Genomic DNA, 16,648 nt, shown 5'->3' with positions numbered 1-16,648 from the left:
AATGTTGAGAACCAATCCCTGTCTCATCCAGCTCAGCATCGGAGATATTACCCAGATTAATAATAGATTAGCAGTTCTATGTTATTTCCAAGGTATCTATCCCATGTGTCCGGTTCAGGATAGTCTGTTAGCGACCAAATGAGGGGTGACAACAATGAACACTGATGATGAATTGCACGCGCTTACTGAACAGGAAACGGCGTTAACCTTTAACCATTTTGATCATAATACTGCCTGGGAACTGGGGGCCGCACTGAAATCTGCCGCGGAACAACGCCGCCTGTCGATCGCCATAGAGATACAGCTTGCAGGGCAGACTCTCTTTTACTATGCCATGCCAGGCACCACGCCCGATATTGCTGACTGGGTACGGCGTAAACGCAACGTGGTAAACCACTTCCACAAAAGCTCTTATGCAATTGGTCTGCGCCTGCAGCAGCGGCAATCAACACTGGAAGAACGATACGGTCTGAGCGTTCGCGACTATTCGGTTCATGGCGGCGCCTTTCCTGTCAATTTAACGGGTCTCGGTTGCATCGGCACCATCAGCATTTCTGGCGCGCCACAACGGGAAGACCATAATCTGCTGGTTGGTACCTTAGCCCACTTTCTCGGGTTATCCCTGCCAGTAGTCCATTAAGGGATGAAAGTAGACTTATTCTATTTAGAATGGCCGTTTAAACCACGGCCAGCCTAATATCTGGTGTCAATTCTTCAATCTGAAAGAGTATAACTCCGATTTTTAGCACCGCATTGATGTACATCTATGAATCGTTGCCCTAACAGGCGTATGGTGTCTATCAGCTATTCGAGACGGACCTTTTCCGGCCCGCCATTCCGTTCTCTTTTATAGACTTGGTTTACACCTTAGATGAAAACGCATGAAATTAACGGCATCCGGCCGTTCAGCGCGCTGATAGATGCCTGCTGGCGGGAACCTTACTCTCTGCAACGCCTGCTTAAAGACGCCATTGCAGGCGTTACTGTCGGCATTATCGCCATCCCTTTGGCGATGGCACTGGCGATTGCCAGCGGCGTCCCCCCACAATATGGACTTTATACGTCGGCCGTCGCCGGGATTGTGATCGCCATCAGTGGTGGTTCACGCTACAGCGTGTCCGGTCCTACTGCCGCCTTCGTGGTGATCCTGTACCCCGTCTCCCAGCAGTTCGGGCTCTCTGGGTTGCTAATCGCCACCCTGCTTTCCGGGTTGTTTTTAGTGCTTATGGGATTAGCCCGCTTCGGTCGGCTTATTGAATATATTCCTCTGTCTGTGACGCTGGGTTTTACTTCCGGCATCGCCATTACCATTGCAACTATGCAGGTGAAGGATTTCTTCGGCCTGCACTTGGCAGTGGTGCCGGAACACTATGTAGGTAAGGTTTACGCGCTGGTACAAGCGTTGCCTACGTTAGATATAGGCGATACGCTGATCGGCGCAGTGACCCTGCTGATTCTGATATTCTGGCCGAAACTCGGTCTACGGGTGCCCGGTCATTTGCCGGCGTTGTTGGCAGGTACAGCGGTCATGGGCGTTCTGGCGATGTTTGATCACCCCGTAGCAACTATCGGCTCACGTTTCAGTTATCTATTGGCTGACGGCACTCAGGGCCAAGGTATCCCGCCTATCCTGCCGCAATTGATGCTCCCGTGGGATCTGCCCGCCGGCGATGGCAAACCAATGGCCCTGAACTGGCAAACTATCTCCGCTTTGCTGCCTGCTGCGTTTTCCATGGCCATGCTGGGCGCTATAGAATCCCTGTTGTGTGCTGTCGTGTTAGACGGTATGACCGGTAAGAAACACAACTCTAATACCGAACTGATTGGCCAAGGTGCCGGCAATATCATCGCGCCGTTCTTTGGTGGCATTACCGCCACCGCAGCAATCGCGCGCTCTGCGGCCAACGTGCGCGCAGGGGCTACTTCGCCGGTATCTGCCATTATCCACGCGCTGCTGGTGTTACTGGCACTATTGGTGCTGGCACCCTGGTTGTCCTGGCTGCCACTGGCCGCAATGGCATCATTGTTGCTGATGGTCGCCTGGAACATGAGCGAGGCGCATAAGGTCGTTTACCTACTACGACGGGCACCGAAAGACGACATTCTGGTGATGCTGCTGTGCATGTCACTGACCGTTCTGTTTGATATGGTGATTGCCATCACTGTGGGTATCGTGCTGGCTTCATTGCTGTTCATGCGACGTATTGCACGCATGACCCGCCTGAGCGAACTGAGCGCCGAAAACGGCCGTCTGGTGCTGCGTGTGAATGGCCCGCTGTTCTTCGCCGCCGCTGAGCGCATTTTCAATGAATTGCTGGTGCGCAGCGAGAACTATGACGTGATTGTGTTGCAGTGGGATGCAGTACCCGTATTGGACGCCGGTGGTTTAGATGCCCTACAGCGTTTTATCGAAGCCCTGCCGCCAGGCAAGCAATTGGCGATCACCGACATGCCATTCCAGCCATTGAAAACGCTGGCGCGGGCACGGGTACAACCGATTGAAGGGAAACTGCATTTCTACGCAACGCTACCCGAGGCGCTGGCAGCGCTAGAACGCTAAAAAACAAAAAAGCCCGACACGTCGGGCTTTTTACTACGAGAAAACTCGCTTAGTTGCTGGTATCGAGCTCTGGGAAACTCTTCACCAGATCGTCGATGGCTTTCATCTGTACCAGGAACGGCTCCAGCTTGTCCAGCGGCAACGCAGACGGACCATCACACTTGGCGCTATTTGGCTCTGGGTGCGCTTCAATAAACAGCCCAGCCAGGCCAACCGCCATACCAGCACGCGCCAACTCAGCAACCTGCGCACGACGGCCACCGGAAGCCGCGCCAAATGGATCACGGGTTTGCAGCGCATGGGTGACGTCAAAGATCACCGGGTGGCCACCTGTGACGTTTTTCATCACGTTGATGCCCAGCATGTCGACGACCAGGTTATCGTAACCAAAGTTACTGCCGCGATCGCACAAAATTACCTGGTCGTTACCGCCTTCCTTGAACTTGTCGACGATATTACCCATTTGGCCTGGGCTAACGAACTGAGGCTTCTTGACGTTGATCACTGCGCCGGTCTTCGCCATCGCTTCCACCAGATCAGTCTGGCGTGCCAGGAAAGCCGGCAACTGGATAACGTCAACCACTTCGGACACGGGCTGCGCTTGTGACGCTTCGTGCACGTCAGTGATGGTTTTCACGCCGAAGGTTTTTTTGATTTCTTCGAAAATTTTCATCCCTTCTTCCAGACCCGGACCACGGTACGAGTGGATAGAAGAACGGTTTGCTTTATCAAAAGAGGCTTTGAAAACGTAAGGGATACCCAGTTTTTGCGTCACGGTGACGTAGTGTTCGCAGATGCGCATCGCCAAATCACGCGATTCCAGCACGTTCATACCGCCAAACAGCACAAACGGCAGATCGTTCGCTACGTTGATGTCACCAATGCTAACCACTTTCTGTTTCATGCTTTCGCCTTTGTTGATGTTAAATCAAATGAATTAATGCAGCGTGACCTGTTTCGGTTCAATCGAGTGGATCTGTATTTTGATCACTTCGCTGACCGGATCTTCAGGGCACTGTTCGACAAAATAGTTGAGATCGGAAATGGCGATATGGTTACATTCCAGTTGGGCGTAAATCAGCCCGCGATCGCGAATTTCGTAAGGATCATCCGGATCGAAGCACAGTACCGTTTCGCTGGCGCGTAGTGCCATTTCCATCTGTTTTTCTTCCATCAAGGCAGCTTTCAGCGTATCCAGCATCTTACGCACCACCATGACGTTTTCTGACTCATCGAGATCATCGTCTTCCAACTCGGAGGCCAGACCCAGGTTGCCCTTGATCCACACTTCCAGTTGGTGTTCGTTCAGCGTCTCGCCGTTGAGCGGGTTGATCAGCCACATTTCGTCATCCAGCCAGTCTGCCCGCAGGATCAGCTGAGTGGGGAAAATCACCGGCAATAGCGGTAAATCCAAATGCGCGGCAATATGCAGGAAAATGGTGCCCAGTGAAACCGGCGTACCCTGGCGCCCTTCCAGCACTTTATCCAACCAGATAGCGTCAGACAGACGATACACACCGCTGGCACCACCAAAACCCCAGGTTTTGAAGAACAATTCAATGAGCGCGTCCAGTTGCTGTTCCTGGCTGAGATCCTGCGGCACTGCCGCTCGCGCGTCGTCGACCAGCTGTTGCAGCTTACGTTCGACCTCGACGGCGGGGAAATCACGCCGTACGGACTGCGATACCAGGATCACGCCCTCGCTCAGCAGCGAGGTGTTAAATTCAAAATCAGCAATGCTACTCATAAGTATCCCATCAGAAACGGTATTTTCGTCGTGGCAAGTTTAATTATCAGGTACAGACAGCCTAACGCCAGCACAAACGCCAGTGTGCGTAGGTTCTGGCTTTTGGTCTTCTTGCCCAATGCGACGTAGCCAAGCAGGATATAGATAATAACGCCAAACAGCTTCTCGGTCAGCCATGAGTCCATACCCAACAGCGGATAAAGCTTGAACATCACGACCAACGCAATGCCACTGGCAAACAACACCGTATCATTTATGTGCGGTGTTATCTTCACCCAGCGCTTGTTCATCATAGCCGAATTACGCCACTTCCAGAAGAAACGCAATACAAACAAGACAATACTGATGGTTACCGTCAACAAATGCAGATGTTTTAACGCCGAGTAGACTGCCATATTGCTTCCTTTGATTTATTCGCTGTGTGCTTATACCCGCCGTCTTTCAAGCTGCGGCGTTATTACCTACGCTCACGCATCCCAGTGGCTTACCTGAGCCAACATCAGGAGGCGAGCAAACTTGCTGCCGGGTAACAACTTGAAAGCCCGAGGCTAGCGTCTTGTTGGTTTTCAGTTACTGCTGCGGCCATTGGCCAAACGTCACGCGATCGTTGTCACCATAGTCACGGCGAGTGGCGATCGAAATAAAACCGGCGGCCTGCAGCAGTGCACGTACGCTCTCACCTTGCTGCCAACCGTGTTCAAGCAAAAGCCAGCCCTGTGGCTGCAAATGCTGTGGTGCCTGTTGCACGATAGCGGACAAATCCGCCAATCCATGCTGCTGCGCGACCAGCGCACTACTAGGCTCAAAACGTACGTCACCTTGCGCCAAGTGTGGATCGGCTGCGTCAATGTACGGAGGATTGCTGGCGATCAAAGCGAAAGTTTGCCCGGTCAGTGGCGCAAACCAACTACCCTGAAGAAATTGCACGTTGGCGATCGTCAGCTTCTGCGCATTATGCTGTGCCAGCGCCACGGCTTCAGGCTGCAAATCAACGCCCGTCACGCTGCAGTCCGGGCGTTCACTAGCCAGCGCCAGCGCAATGGCGCCAGTGCCGGTGCCGAGATCGAGGATGGTGCAAGAGGACGGCGGTAGACGCTCCAACGCCAGTTCTACCAAACATTCAGTGTCTGGACGAGGGATCAAAGTGGCCGGCGAGACTGACAGCGGCAGCGACCAAAACTCACGTTCGCCGACCAGATACGCCACCGGCTCGCCACGTTCGCGGCGCGCCAGCAGCCTTTCCAACTGTTCCTGCTGTTGTTGCGTCAGTAATGTTTCACCAAACGCCATCAGGAAAGTTCTGGCCCGGCCAGTCACGAAACCCAAGAGGATTTCGGCATCACGCCGGGCACTTTCACTTTGCGTCAGCCGGGCAACCGCCGCCTTCAGCCAGGATTGATAATCCATTACTCAGGCTCAGCGGACAGCGCAGCAAGCTGGTCGGCTTGGTATTCCTGCACAATCGGCTGGATCAACATGTCCAGTTTGCCTTCCATTACTTCATCCAGACGGTACAGCGTCAGGTTGATACGGTGGTCGGTCACTCGCCCCTGCGGGAAATTGTAGGTCCGGTTGCGATCGGAACGATCGCCGCTCCCCAACAGGTTTCGGCGTGTTGATGCCTCCGCCTGCTGGCGTTTGGCCATCTCGGCTGCACGAATACGTGCACCCAGCACTGACATCGCCTTGGCTTTGTTTTTGTGCTGTGAACGCTCGTCTTGGCATTCCACCACAATGCCGGTCGGCAAGTGAGTAATACGAATTGCCGAGTCGGTGGTGTTAACGTGCTGACCACCGGCACCAGAAGAGCGGAAAGTGTCGATTTTCAGATCGCCTGCGTTGATCTCCGGCAGTTCAGCTTCCGGCACGGCAGGCATTACAGCCACGGTGCAGGCCGAGGTATGAATACGCCCCTGCGACTCGGTTTCCGGCACACGCTGTACGCGGTGGCCGCCGGATTCAAATTTCAATTGACCGAAAACACCATCGCCAGAAACCTTGGCAATCACTTCTTTATAGCCGCCATGCTCGCCTTCGTTGGCGCTCATGATCTCAACGCGCCAGCGACGCGTTTCGGCATAACGGCTGTACATACGGAACAAATCACCGGCAAAGATTGCCGCTTCGTCACCGCCGGTACCAGCACGGACTTCCAGGAAACAATCGCGCTCGTCATCCGGATCTTTCGGCAACAGTAGCAGCTGCAACTGTTGCTCCAACTCTTCCGTCGCCGCCTTGGCCTGCTTCAGCTCTTCCTGCGCCATTTCGCGCATTTCAGGATCGTCCAGCATCATTTCCGCCGTTGCCAGGTCGTCCTGCACCTGACGCCATTCCAGGAAACAGCGGCTAACGTCGGTCAGCTGTGCATATTCGCGCGACAACGCGCGGAACCGATCTTGGTCGGCAATAACGCCGGCATCGCCGAGCAGCGCCTGCACTTCTTCATGGCGCTCTTGTAACGCTTCCAGTTTGGCAACAATAGAAGGCTTCATGCGTGGTATTAAACCCTGTTAAAAGAGAAAACTAATGCTGATCCAGCCCGAGGCTGTCGCGTAATAATTGCAACCGCTCCACGTCGCCATCGCCGGCGGCCTGTTGGAGGGATTTGGTAGGGGCATGAATAAGGCGGTTGGTCAGCCGGTGGGCCAGTTCGTGAATAACCTGTTCCACATCGGCGCCTTGCGCAATGGCAGCCAACGCTTTGGCTTCCATTTCTGCACGGATCTGGTCGGCCTGCGAACGATAATCGCGGATAGTTTCCACCGCGCCCTGTGAGCGCAGCCAGGCCATAAAGTTGGTGCTTTCTTGCTGAACGATCGACTCCGCCTGCACTGCCGCGGCCTTGCGCTGCGCCAGATTGCTTTGAATGATGGCGTGCAGATCGTCCACGCTGTACAAATAGGCGTTAGCCAGCTTGCCCACTTCAGGTTCAATATCGCGAGGTACGGCGATATCCACCAATAGCATTGGCTGGTTACGGCGCGCTTTCAGCGCTCGTTCCACCATCCCTTTACCGATGATCGGCAGCGGGCTGGCAGTTGAGCTGATAATAATGTCGGCGTCAGCCAAACGCTCGTCGATTTCCGGCAGCGTAATGACTTCTGCCCCGACTTCATCCGCCAACAGTTGGGCGCGCTCGCGGGTACGGTTGGCGATAATCATGTGCCGTACTTTATGCTCACGCAGATGACGCGCCACCAGCTCTATCGTCTCACCTGCGCCGACGAGCAGCACATTCAGTTCAGCAAGCGATTCGAAGATTTGTCGAGCCAAAGTACAGGCGGCAAAAGCCACAGATACAGCACTGGCACCAATTTCGGTTTCGGTGCGCACGCGTTTGGCAACAGAGAAGGATTTTTGGAACAGACGCTCAAGCTCACCAGACAGTGACTGACCGCGTTGTGATTCGGCAAAGGCTTTTTTTACCTGCCCGAGGATCTGCGGCTCGCCCAGTACCAATGAATCCAACCCACTGGCCACACGCATCAGATGGCTAACCGCGTCATTGCCGTGGTGCCAATACAGGCTTTTACTCACTTCTTCCGGGCGCAGATGGTGGTACTCACACAGCCAGGCAACCAGCTGTTCGTGAATATGTTCCTGTTGCTCCACGCTAAGATAAAGCTCGGTACGGTTGCAGGTAGACAACACGACACCGCCCTGCACCAACGGTTGTTGGAGCAAGCTGGTCAGCGCCTGTTCGATTGACTCTGGAGAGAAGGTCACCCTTTCACGCAGAGAAACCGGAGCGGTTTTGTGATTTATACCTAACGCCAGCAGGGTCATTGCTTCGAGTAATACTTCTTTTGGTACGGGTTCTCGTTGAACGGCATTCTACTTGATGCGCGGGATCAATAAAAGTCACAACCGCATCTTCCGTTCAATCGCTGAAATAGTCAGCATCAATTGATTAATCGGTAATAAATACAGTGAGATAAATAATAATTTGGCGACATTACATACTGAATTTTAGTGCAGTATGCGATATTCCGCACAGTATTGGGTAAAACATGCACTCTGAGTATGGCGGTAGCTATCAAACATCCGGTGCTTACCAGCCCAAAGTACCGCAACGAAAGGTAGGATCTAAAAGGAATGAGACCTGTTGGCAAAAAACATGTTTAGCCTGAAGGTAGAAAAATGCAGAGCCCGCAAAGCATAACAACGAAATAATGATCCGTACTGAAAGCTTCATATTCGAGTGTCCTCCCGGCGATAAACACCCACATCATACAGTTCGCGACATCAACTAAACGCCAACGGCAAGCAATAGGCTTACCCAGAGATATTCTTGTGCGTGCAGCGGCATGGTTGAGTGATTGTGTTAATCTTAACAACAAACACTGCGCATAATCCCGAGCCACATAGCCGTGACAAAGCCGGGAATATTCAACGTGATGCTGCAAAAAATTGACGCGCCTGCGCAGTCCCGCTAGCGTAAATGGTGATACCACGGTTTCGCTGTGCGTGCCCGTAAGGACAAAAGGACAAGAGAAAGTTATGCCAATACGCAAAGTTAGTTTGCTACGCCTGATCCCGCTGGCCAGCCTGGTGCTGGCGGCCTGTACTACCACCAAGCCGACTGGTCCAGCTACCAGCCCGACGTCACCACAGTGGCGTGCCCACGAACAAGCGGTGCAACAGCTGGATCAGTATCAGACCCGTGGCTCTTTTGCTTATCTGTCAGACCAGAAAAAAGTCTATGCACGTTTCTTCTGGCAACAGTATTCCCCGGAACGTTATCGCCTGCTGCTGACCAACCCGCTTGGCAGCACTGAGCTTGATCTCAACGTACAGAAAAACGTGGTGCAATTGACCGATAACCAGGGCAAGCGCTATGTCAGTGATAACGCCGAAGAGATGATCCGCAAGCTGACCGGTATGGCCATTCCACTGGACAACCTGCGTCAATGGATGCTCGGCCTGCCAGGTGAGGCCAGCGACTTCAAGCTGGATGACCAGTACCGCTTGAATTCACTGAGTTACCAACAAGGCAACCAGACCTGGACCGTGGACTACCAGGATTACAACAACAGCCTCACACCACAGTTACCAAGCCGCCTCGAGCTGAAACAGGGTGACCAGCGCATCAAATTGAAAATGGATAATTGGACACTCAAATGATCCGCCAGTGGCCAGCGCCAGCTAAACTCAATCTGTTTTTATACATCACCGGGCAACGTGCCGACGGTTATCATCTACTGCAGACGCTGTTCCAATTTTTGGATTACGGCGACACGCTGACTATCGACGTACGGCAGGATGACAATATCCGCCTGCTGACCCCTGTCGCAGGCGTGCCGGACGAGCAAAACCTGATCGTCCGTGCTGCTCGGCTATTGCAGCAGTATTGCGACAGTCACGGACTGAACACCGCCCCGCGCGGTGCTGACATCAGTATCGATAAGCGTCTGCCAATGGGTGGCGGCCTCGGAGGGGGTTCCTCCAATGCGGCTACGGTCTTGGTGGCGTTAAATGAACTGTGGCACTGCGGCTTGAGTGATGACCAATTAGCGGAGCTGGGGCTAACCCTCGGCGCCGATGTACCGGTTTTCGTTCGGGGCCATGCCGCCTTTGCTGAAGGCATCGGTGAGCAGTTACAACCGGCGAACCCACAAGAAAAGTGGTATTTGGTTGCTCATCCAGGCGTCAACATCCCCACCCCGATCATTTTTGGTGATGTCGATTTAAAAAGAGATACCCCGGTTCGCCCGTTAAATGTGCTGTTACAGGCAACTTACGCAAATGATTGCGAACCAATAGCAAGAAAACGTTTTCGCGAGGTTGAACAGCTTGTTTCTTGGCTGTTAGAATACGCGCCGTCACGCCTGACTGGCACAGGTGCTTGTGTGTTTGCTGAATTCGACACAGAAACCGCCGCCCGTCAGGTGTTAAATCAAGCCCCGGAGTGGATACGTGGTTTTGTAGCGCGTGGCGTTAACGTCTCTCCACTACATCGCATTCGTTCCGGGCAGATTGAACCGTAGTTCTCGTTTCGCTGCGCAGAGTCGTTCACACCTGGCCCTGTAATCCCTGCGCCGCTGCGGTTCAAATTGTTTTTTTACACACCCGTATGATATTGCGCCGGCGTCGCTAACTGCCCCTTAGCGGAGGCCGAATGACAATATCTTCTCTGGACGCATGCCTGAGGTTCTTCTCGTGCCTGATATGAAGCTTTTTGCTGGTAACGCCACCCCGGAACTAGCACAACGTATTGCCAACCGTTTGTACACCAGCCTTGGTGACGCCGCTGTAGGTCGTTTTAGCGACGGCGAAGTGAGCGTGCAAATCAACGAAAATGTACGCGGCGGTGATATTTTCATCATCCAGTCCACCTGTGCCCCTACCAACGACAACCTGATGGAACTGGTTGTTATGGTAGATGCCCTGCGTCGCGCCTCCGCAGGTCGTATTACTGCTGTTATCCCTTATTTCGGTTATGCCCGCCAAGATCGCCGCGTGCGTTCTGCTCGTGTGCCAATCACGGCCAAAGTTGTAGCCGATTTCCTCTCCAGTGTAGGGGTTGACCGCGTTTTGACGGTGGATCTGCACGCTGAACAGATCCAAGGCTTCTTCGATGTTCCGGTAGATAACGTGTTCGGTAGCCCGATCCTGCTGGAAGACATGTTGCAACAGAACCTGGAGAACCCAATCGTGGTTTCCCCAGACATCGGCGGCGTAGTGCGCGCCCGCGCTATCGCCAAACTGCTTAACGATACCGACATGGCTATCATCGATAAACGCCGCCCACGTGCGAACGTTTCTCAGGTGATGCACATTATTGGTGACGTGGCAGGCCGTGACTGCGTGCTGGTTGACGACATGATCGATACCGGTGGTACCTTATGTAAAGCAGCTGAAGCGTTGAAAGAACGCGGTGCCAAACGCGTATTTGCCTACGCGACGCACCCGATCTTCTCCGGTAACGCGGTGGAAAACATCAGGAACTCGGTGATTGATGAAGTGATTGTCTGCGACACCATTCCGTTGTCAGCAGAAATCAAAGCACTGAAAAACGTACGTACTCTGACGCTGTCTGGCATGTTGGCTGAAGCCATCCGCCGTATCAGCAATGAAGAGTCAATTTCTGCGATGTTCGAGCATTAATCACTTCTCTTTTCGGTGCGGCGCCCTGCCGCATCGTCTTGATGAGTTGCCCGATAGCAGAAAAAGAAAAACCCGTTGGTGCATAAGCAACAACGGGTTTTCTACGGGTAGTCGAACATGACCTTAGACCTTAATGCGCGGCAGATATCCTTTGCCGTAGTGCCAGCTCCCTTTTATCTTTTTAATCAATGTGACGGACGATGATTATCGTTACGGCAACGTTTATCAAAGTGTTTTACCCACCAGTAGCGATCTGCAACCTGCTCACGACCGCCAATACGGGCACCGACCAGCCATAACAACGCCCCCACGAAAATACTCATGATTGCGCCATGGGCGAAAAATTGCGGTAAATTGAACTGAGATACTTCAGCAACAATGGTGTATCCGACGCCGCCGACCATGACGATCAGCCCCAGCCCCATAAAAAAGTTGCCCATTCTGTCCGCGTTTCTGCGTTTCATATGCCACCTCCATAGTGCCATTTGCCAACTGGGATAACTCAGTAACTGGTTAACCCACTTTGATAAGTTGAGTATAGCCTCTGGCCCGACAAGATGATTGAGGAAGTGATCACAAATGGTAAAGAAAACATGACAAATCTTTACCTTATTCGAGTCATTAGCTAACAAATTGAATGGTTCCGCTAATGAATTATTCTTTCTTCTATCGATAACGGCACATCGGTGCGGAAGGTACATCAGGATTTTGTCATTCGGTGCCTGGAAAGGTAGACTAATGCCCTTTCCACTATGTCGATCAAAGCGAATTTCCCAGTGAGCAGTATTAAATTGATAGTCGGCCTGGCGAATCCAGGCGCCGAATATGCCCAAACGCGCCACAATGCCGGTGCCTGGTACGTCGATTTACTGGCCCAGCGCCACAACCAGCAGTTGAAGGAAGAGAGCAAATTCTTCGGCTACACCGCCCGGCTGAACCTGGCGGGCAATGACGTACGCCTGCTGGTGCCTACCACCTTTATGAACCTCAGTGGCAAAGCTGTGTTGGCCATGGCCAATTTCTACCGCATTGAGCCGGACGAAATCCTGGTGGCCCATGATGAATTGGATATCCCTCCCGGTGTCGCAAAAATCAAACTGGGTGGCGGCAACGGCGGCCACAACGGGCTCAAAGATATTCAAAATAAGTTTGGTAATAACCCGAACTTCTATCGCCTGCGTATCGGTATTGGCCATCCGGGTGATAAAAACAAGGTGGTGGGTTTCGTACTCGGCAAACCACCGGCCAGCGAGCAGAAAATGATTGATGAAGCAATCGATGAAGCGGCGCGTTGCACAGAGCTCTTGCTGACGGACGGATTGGAGAAAACCGTTCGCCGTCTGCACAGTTTCAAGGCACAAGCCTGATAGTAAGTGATTGCAGCGGGCATTTCGCCCGCTGCTGACTGTGTTAGGTTCTCAATTTGAAGGTTTCTTCACCAACACTCTCGTCGTCGGTTTGATAACCCTCCTCCGCCACATAATATTGCGGATCATCCAATTCATGACTGCAAAACGGGCCGGCTTGTTTCAACAAACGCACGCAGTCACTGCTCAAGTGGCGTAACCGAATGGTTTTTCCCGCAGCCAGATAACGGGCCGTCAGCTTATCAATGGCTTCTACCCCACTGGAATCCATCACCCGGGTGCCGGCAAAATCCAGTACTACATTTTGCGGATCATTTTTGGGATCGAACAAGTCGGAAAAGGCCGCGGTGGAACCAAAGAACAGTGGGCCGTCCAACTGATATACGGCGACCTCGCCTTCTACCTGATGTTGGCGCACACGTATACGCGCCTGCTGCCAGGCAAACACCAGCGCCGAGATAATTACCCCACTGATCACCGCCATCGCCAGATCGGTAAAGATAGTAATCAAGGTGACCAATAGCATCACTAACGCATCCGCTTTCGGCATTCGGCGTAAGCGACGCAGTGAACTCCATTCAAAGGTGTTGTAGCACACCACCAGCATCACTCCGGCCAGTGCCGCGACCGGCAGCAGGCCGATATAGCCAGACAGACTGACGACAAAAAGGATCAGCAGTACCGCACCGACGACACCAGAAATGCGTCCACGACCGCCAGAGGTGAAGTTGATGATCGACTGACCAATCATCGCACAGCCGGCAAAACAGCCAAACAAACCGCACAGGGTATTACCCGCACCTTGGGCGATACTCTCACGGTTGCCATTACCCTTCTTACCGCCCATTTCATCAAGCACTGTCATGGTCAGCAGCGACTCAATCAATCCCACCAGTGCGATAACCACAGCGTACGGCAAGACTACTTTCAGCATTTCCAGGTTGAAAGGTGCCATCGGCAGGCTGAAATGTGGCAACGCGCCGGAGATATCCGCCAGATCACCAACCCGTAATGTATGCAGATTAAACCCAATCGCCAGAGCCGAAACCACGATTAGCGCCGCTAACGACGCTGGGATAGCCCGCGTTAACCGCGGGAATAACACCACCACCAGGATCGCCAGGGCCACCAGCCCGTACATCAGCAGCCCCTGCCCCGCAATCATATGCAATTGTGCCAACATAATGACGATCGCCAAGCCATTCACAAAACCGTGGATAGCAGGCAGTGGCACCAGGCGAATAAATTTACCCAGTCGGAACACCCCGATCAGAATTTGGATAACCCCGGCGAAAATCGTTGCCCACAACACATATGCCATACCCTGTTGTGCAGCCAGACTCATCAATACAACCACTATCGAACCAGCCGCGCCCGACACCATGCCCGGCTTGCCACCAAACAGTGCGGTCACCAGACCGATAATAAACGCGGTGTGCAATCCGACGATGGGAGAAAGTCCCGCGACCAATGAAAAGCCGACCGCTTCCGGGATCATTGACACTGCCACTACAAAGCCCGCCAGCATCTCGTTCTTGACGGCTGACAGCCTGAAATTGTTCAGGTTAAACATGGAATAATCACTTCTGACAAATAAAACACATTCCCGAAGCACGGGAAGCAGAACCGCATGGCGCGGCAAACCTCAGGAGGGGGCAACTCATGGTGGACTGGGCAAGAAGTACATCCGACACGTTTCCTGTAGGTTAATCAGAAGTGTCAGTATGTGTAAATGTGATCCAAATCTCAATAAAAAACCGGCTGGGTTGCTGCATTTATCCCCACCACACCGTCAGCGCGAGAAAAATGGGCTCTGATATCTCCTGCTTTGCGGTGGATTAAATTGCATGTGCCGATAGAAAACGATTAACTGAATTCTCGACCCAAGCTGCGCGATTACCTTCAGCCTGGGTTTCATAATGTCAGGAGGGATCAACGTTGTAGGTTGAAGTAACCCATGGATTTTATCCCCTCAAATTCTTCATCCGCGTCCTTCTCGTTATGTAATAGCGGGACCGCGGTGATAGCGCTCGCCTCCTTACATTCCTCCGGTGAATAAAAAAAGAAAAGAATGACAGTAATAATAGTAACAGTGGCAATATAAAAATACAGAATCCATTCATTATGTGAATACCTATAAATAATCAATCAAGAACAATTAAAAACCCTAACTCAAAATAACAACGCGGACAACAATAAATAATCAATAAAAACCAGTGCGTTACTTGATTGAATAACAACAACGTTTTAACTATTTTTATAAATGATATATGAATGGTTCTATTAACCAACTGGTCGAATTATTAAATTTAAAAATAACGAACCAAAGATAAATACAATAGCGCGCGGTAATAGTTCAATGCGCCGGAAACAGCACATTCTGCAAGCCCCATATAAGTAAATTAAGGTCCATCAACAATGCGTAACAAGCTTTGTACCGCCAACAAAACCGGTGACAAGCACCCTGTTCAGCCAGATTCCAGGTGAAAAAACCGGCTCGACGTGTTCAAACATCAATAACTCACCGGCTGCGCCAGCACATTTCCCTTAGATACACAGCCAGATCGAGAAAAACGGCCATTACGTGTATAATGGCGCCATTATTTCGTCCTTTATGCAGTGGGTTAAACCTAACCGGCTGATAGTTAAGATATTTAAGGTGATAACAACATGGGATTCAAATGCGGTATCGTCGGCCTGCCTAACGTAGGCAAATCCACCCTGTTCAACGCGTTGACCAAAGCGGGTATCGAAGCAGCCAACTTCCCGTTCTGTACCATTGAACCTAACACCGGTGTGGTACCGATGCCCGATCCGCGTCTGGACCAACTGGCCGAGATCGTTAAGCCACAGCGCATCCTGCCAACCACCATGGAATTCGTTGACATCGCTGGCCTGGTTAAAGGCGCGTCCAAAGGTGAAGGCCTGGGCAACCAATTCCTGACCAACATCCGCGAAACAGAAGCGATCGGCCATGTGGTTCGTTGCTTTGAAAATGACAACATCATTCACGTTAACAACAAAGTTGACCCGGCTGACGACATTGACGTCATCAACACCGAGCTGGCACTGTCGGATCTCGACACGTGCGAACGTGCTATTCACCGTGTGCAGAAAAAAGCTAAAGGCGGCGACAAAGACGCGAAAGCCGAACTGGCCGCACTGGAAAAATGCCTGCCACAGCTGGAAAACGCCGGTATGCTGCGTGCGCTGGACCTGACCGAAGAAGATAAAGCGGCAATCCGCTACCTGAGCTTCCTGACGCTCAAGCCAACCATGTATATCGCCAACGTCAACGAAGATGGCTTCGAGAACAACCCATACCTGGATAAAGTGCGTGAAATCGCCGCCAGTGAAGGTTCTGTCGTGGTTGCCGTGTGTGCTGCTGTGGAATCAGATATCGCCGAGCTGGATGACGAAGACCGTGCAGAATTCATGGCAGAACTGGGCCTGGAAGAGCCGGGTCTGAACCGTGTTATCCGCGCTGGTTATGAACTGCTGAACCTGCAAACCTACTTCACCGCTGGTGTGAAAGAAGTCCGCGCCTGGACCATCCCTGTTGGCGCTACCGCACCGCAGGCAGCCGGTAAGATCCACACCGACTTCGAGAAAGGCTTCATCCGCGCACAAACCATCGCATTTGAAGACTTCATCACCTACAAAGGTGAACAAGGTGCTAAAGAAGCCGGCAAGATGCGTTCAGAAGGTAAAGATTACATCGTTAAAGATGGCGACGTGATGAACTTCTTGTTCAACGTCTAAACCTCGTCTTCTGAAGCAAACTCTAAAATCCACGCCCCGGCGTGGATTTTTTGTTTTATGCGGTGGTGTTGATTTTGGGCCATGTCAACGCAATAATATACAGCG

At 52.3% G+C, this 16,648-nt stretch carries 15 protein-coding genes; 7 read left to right on the top strand and 8 right to left on the bottom strand.

The genetic code is table 11. The features are described 5' to 3' along the window. Positions 1 to 154: 154 nt before the first annotated feature. Together SGBXF1_RS10065 and dauA are read left to right on the top strand one after the other, a co-directional pair. Positions 155 to 640, top strand: a complete 486-nt coding sequence (locus SGBXF1_RS10065) for a heme-degrading domain-containing protein (RefSeq protein ID WP_130380312.1) — start codon at positions 155 to 157, stop codon at positions 638 to 640. Between the two features lie 231 nt (positions 641 to 871). Continuing rightward, on the top strand, positions 872 to 2,560 hold the full coding sequence (dauA, locus tag SGBXF1_RS10060) for a C4-dicarboxylic acid transporter DauA (protein WP_037420481.1): 1,689 nt from the start codon (positions 872 to 874) through the stop codon (positions 2,558 to 2,560). 49 nt (positions 2,561 to 2,609) lie between these two features. On the opposite strand, the gene kdsA is transcribed toward dauA, so the two are convergent. The 6 genes from kdsA to hemA form a co-directional block, all read right to left on the bottom strand. Continuing rightward, complete coding sequence (gene kdsA, locus SGBXF1_RS10055) at positions 2,610 to 3,464, bottom strand: 3-deoxy-8-phosphooctulonate synthase (RefSeq protein ID WP_037420478.1); 855 nt, start codon at positions 3,462 to 3,464, stop codon at positions 2,610 to 2,612. Between the two features lie 33 nt (positions 3,465 to 3,497). Next, on the bottom strand, positions 3,498 to 4,307 hold the full coding sequence (gene sirB1 / locus SGBXF1_RS10050) for an invasion regulator SirB1 (RefSeq protein ID WP_037420474.1): 810 nt from the start codon (positions 4,305 to 4,307) through the stop codon (positions 3,498 to 3,500). Further along, complete coding sequence (locus SGBXF1_RS10045; protein ID WP_061807633.1) at positions 4,304 to 4,702, bottom strand: SirB2 family protein; 399 nt, start codon at positions 4,700 to 4,702, stop codon at positions 4,304 to 4,306. The genes sirB1 and SGBXF1_RS10045 overlap by 4 nt, the downstream gene beginning before the upstream one ends. A gap of 175 nt (positions 4,703 to 4,877) precedes the next feature. Beyond that, the gene (prmC, locus tag SGBXF1_RS10040; RefSeq protein ID WP_186428302.1) at positions 4,878 to 5,714 is read right to left on the bottom strand and encodes a peptide chain release factor N(5)-glutamine methyltransferase; all 837 of its coding nucleotides are present in this window, start codon (positions 5,712 to 5,714) and stop codon (positions 4,878 to 4,880) included. Beyond that, positions 5,714 to 6,799 (bottom strand): peptide chain release factor 1, encoded by a 1,086-nt coding sequence (prfA, locus tag SGBXF1_RS10035; RefSeq protein ID WP_037420465.1) that lies wholly within the window; start codon positions 6,797 to 6,799, stop codon positions 5,714 to 5,716. Before prfA ends, prmC begins: the two co-directional genes overlap by 1 nt. A gap of 31 nt (positions 6,800 to 6,830) precedes the next feature. Next, entirely contained in the window at positions 6,831 to 8,093 is a 1,263-nt protein-coding gene (gene hemA / locus SGBXF1_RS10030) for a glutamyl-tRNA reductase (RefSeq protein ID WP_037420462.1), read from the bottom strand. A gap of 714 nt (positions 8,094 to 8,807) precedes the next feature. Between hemA and lolB the strand changes: the two genes are divergently transcribed. The 3 genes from lolB to prs all read left to right on the top strand — a co-directional run bounded on the left by lolB (position 8,808) and on the right by prs (position 11,414). Then, positions 8,808 to 9,431: a lipoprotein insertase outer membrane protein LolB gene (gene lolB / locus SGBXF1_RS10025; RefSeq protein WP_037420458.1), complete on the top strand. Its 624-nt coding sequence runs from the start codon at positions 8,808 to 8,810 to the stop codon at positions 9,429 to 9,431. Beyond that, positions 9,428 to 10,294 carry a 4-(cytidine 5'-diphospho)-2-C-methyl-D-erythritol kinase gene (gene ispE, locus SGBXF1_RS10020; RefSeq protein WP_186428301.1) on the top strand — a complete coding sequence of 289 codons (867 nt, stop codon included), beginning with the start codon at positions 9,428 to 9,430 and terminating at the stop codon, positions 10,292 to 10,294. Before lolB ends, ispE begins: the two co-directional genes overlap by 4 nt. A gap of 172 nt (positions 10,295 to 10,466) precedes the next feature. Beyond that, complete coding sequence (gene prs, locus SGBXF1_RS10015) at positions 10,467 to 11,414, top strand: ribose-phosphate diphosphokinase (RefSeq protein WP_012006410.1); 948 nt, start codon at positions 10,467 to 10,469, stop codon at positions 11,412 to 11,414. 185 nt (positions 11,415 to 11,599) lie between these two features. On the opposite strand, the gene ychH is transcribed toward prs, so the two are convergent. After that, entirely contained in the window at positions 11,600 to 11,878 is a 279-nt protein-coding gene (gene ychH / locus SGBXF1_RS10010) for a stress-induced protein YchH (protein ID WP_037420452.1), read from the bottom strand. A gap of 312 nt (positions 11,879 to 12,190) precedes the next feature. On the opposite strand from ychH, the gene pth reads away from it, so the two are divergent. After that, positions 12,191 to 12,781, top strand: a complete 591-nt coding sequence (pth, locus tag SGBXF1_RS10005; RefSeq protein WP_061807756.1) for an aminoacyl-tRNA hydrolase — start codon at positions 12,191 to 12,193, stop codon at positions 12,779 to 12,781. 43 nt (positions 12,782 to 12,824) lie between these two features. Here the strand turns inward: pth and SGBXF1_RS10000 are convergent, their stop codons facing one another. Next, complete coding sequence (locus tag SGBXF1_RS10000) at positions 12,825 to 14,354, bottom strand: SulP family inorganic anion transporter (RefSeq protein ID WP_186428300.1); 1,530 nt, start codon at positions 14,352 to 14,354, stop codon at positions 12,825 to 12,827. A 1,097-nt stretch (positions 14,355 to 15,451) separates the two neighbouring features. Here SGBXF1_RS10000 and ychF point away from each other — a divergent pair. Next, a complete protein-coding gene (ychF, locus tag SGBXF1_RS09995; protein ID WP_186428299.1) occupies positions 15,452 to 16,543 on the top strand; it encodes a redox-regulated ATPase YchF in 1,092 nt (363 codons plus the stop codon). Positions 16,544 to 16,648 lie beyond the last annotated feature (105 nt).

The organism is Serratia grimesii (assembly GCF_900186025.1).
GTDB lineage: Bacteria > Pseudomonadota > Gammaproteobacteria > Enterobacterales > Enterobacteriaceae > Serratia > Serratia grimesii.
This window is presented reverse-complemented; position numbering and strand designations above follow the sequence as displayed.

What these genes read in the sequence shown, in the direction of transcription:
- dauA (WP_037420481.1), top strand. Translation starts at nt 872, where the DNA reads ATGAAAACGCATGAAATTAACGGCATCCGGCCGTTCAGCGCGCTGATA.
- SGBXF1_RS10065 (WP_130380312.1), top strand. Translation starts at nt 155, where the DNA reads ATGAACACTGATGATGAATTGCACGCGCTTACTGAACAGGAAACGGCG.
- hemA (WP_037420462.1), bottom strand. Translation starts at nt 8,093, where the DNA reads ATGACCCTGCTGGCGTTAGGTATAAATCACAAAACCGCTCCGGTTTCT.
- sirB1 (WP_037420474.1), bottom strand. Translation starts at nt 4,307, where the DNA reads ATGAGTAGCATTGCTGATTTTGAATTTAACACCTCGCTGCTGAGCGAG.
- SGBXF1_RS10045 (WP_061807633.1), bottom strand. Translation starts at nt 4,702, where the DNA reads ATGGCAGTCTACTCGGCGTTAAAACATCTGCATTTGTTGACGGTAACC.
- ychH (WP_037420452.1), bottom strand. Translation starts at nt 11,878, where the DNA reads ATGAAACGCAGAAACGCGGACAGAATGGGCAACTTTTTTATGGGGCTG.
- lolB (WP_037420458.1), top strand. Translation starts at nt 8,808, where the DNA reads ATGCCAATACGCAAAGTTAGTTTGCTACGCCTGATCCCGCTGGCCAGC.
- SGBXF1_RS10000 (WP_186428300.1), bottom strand. Translation starts at nt 14,354, where the DNA reads ATGTTTAACCTGAACAATTTCAGGCTGTCAGCCGTCAAGAACGAGATG.
- prmC (WP_186428302.1), bottom strand. Translation starts at nt 5,714, where the DNA reads ATGGATTATCAATCCTGGCTGAAGGCGGCGGTTGCCCGGCTGACGCAA.
- ychF (WP_186428299.1), top strand. Translation starts at nt 15,452, where the DNA reads ATGGGATTCAAATGCGGTATCGTCGGCCTGCCTAACGTAGGCAAATCC.
- ispE (WP_186428301.1), top strand. Translation starts at nt 9,428, where the DNA reads ATGATCCGCCAGTGGCCAGCGCCAGCTAAACTCAATCTGTTTTTATAC.
- prfA (WP_037420465.1), bottom strand. Translation starts at nt 6,799, where the DNA reads ATGAAGCCTTCTATTGTTGCCAAACTGGAAGCGTTACAAGAGCGCCAT.
- kdsA (WP_037420478.1), bottom strand. Translation starts at nt 3,464, where the DNA reads ATGAAACAGAAAGTGGTTAGCATTGGTGACATCAACGTAGCGAACGAT.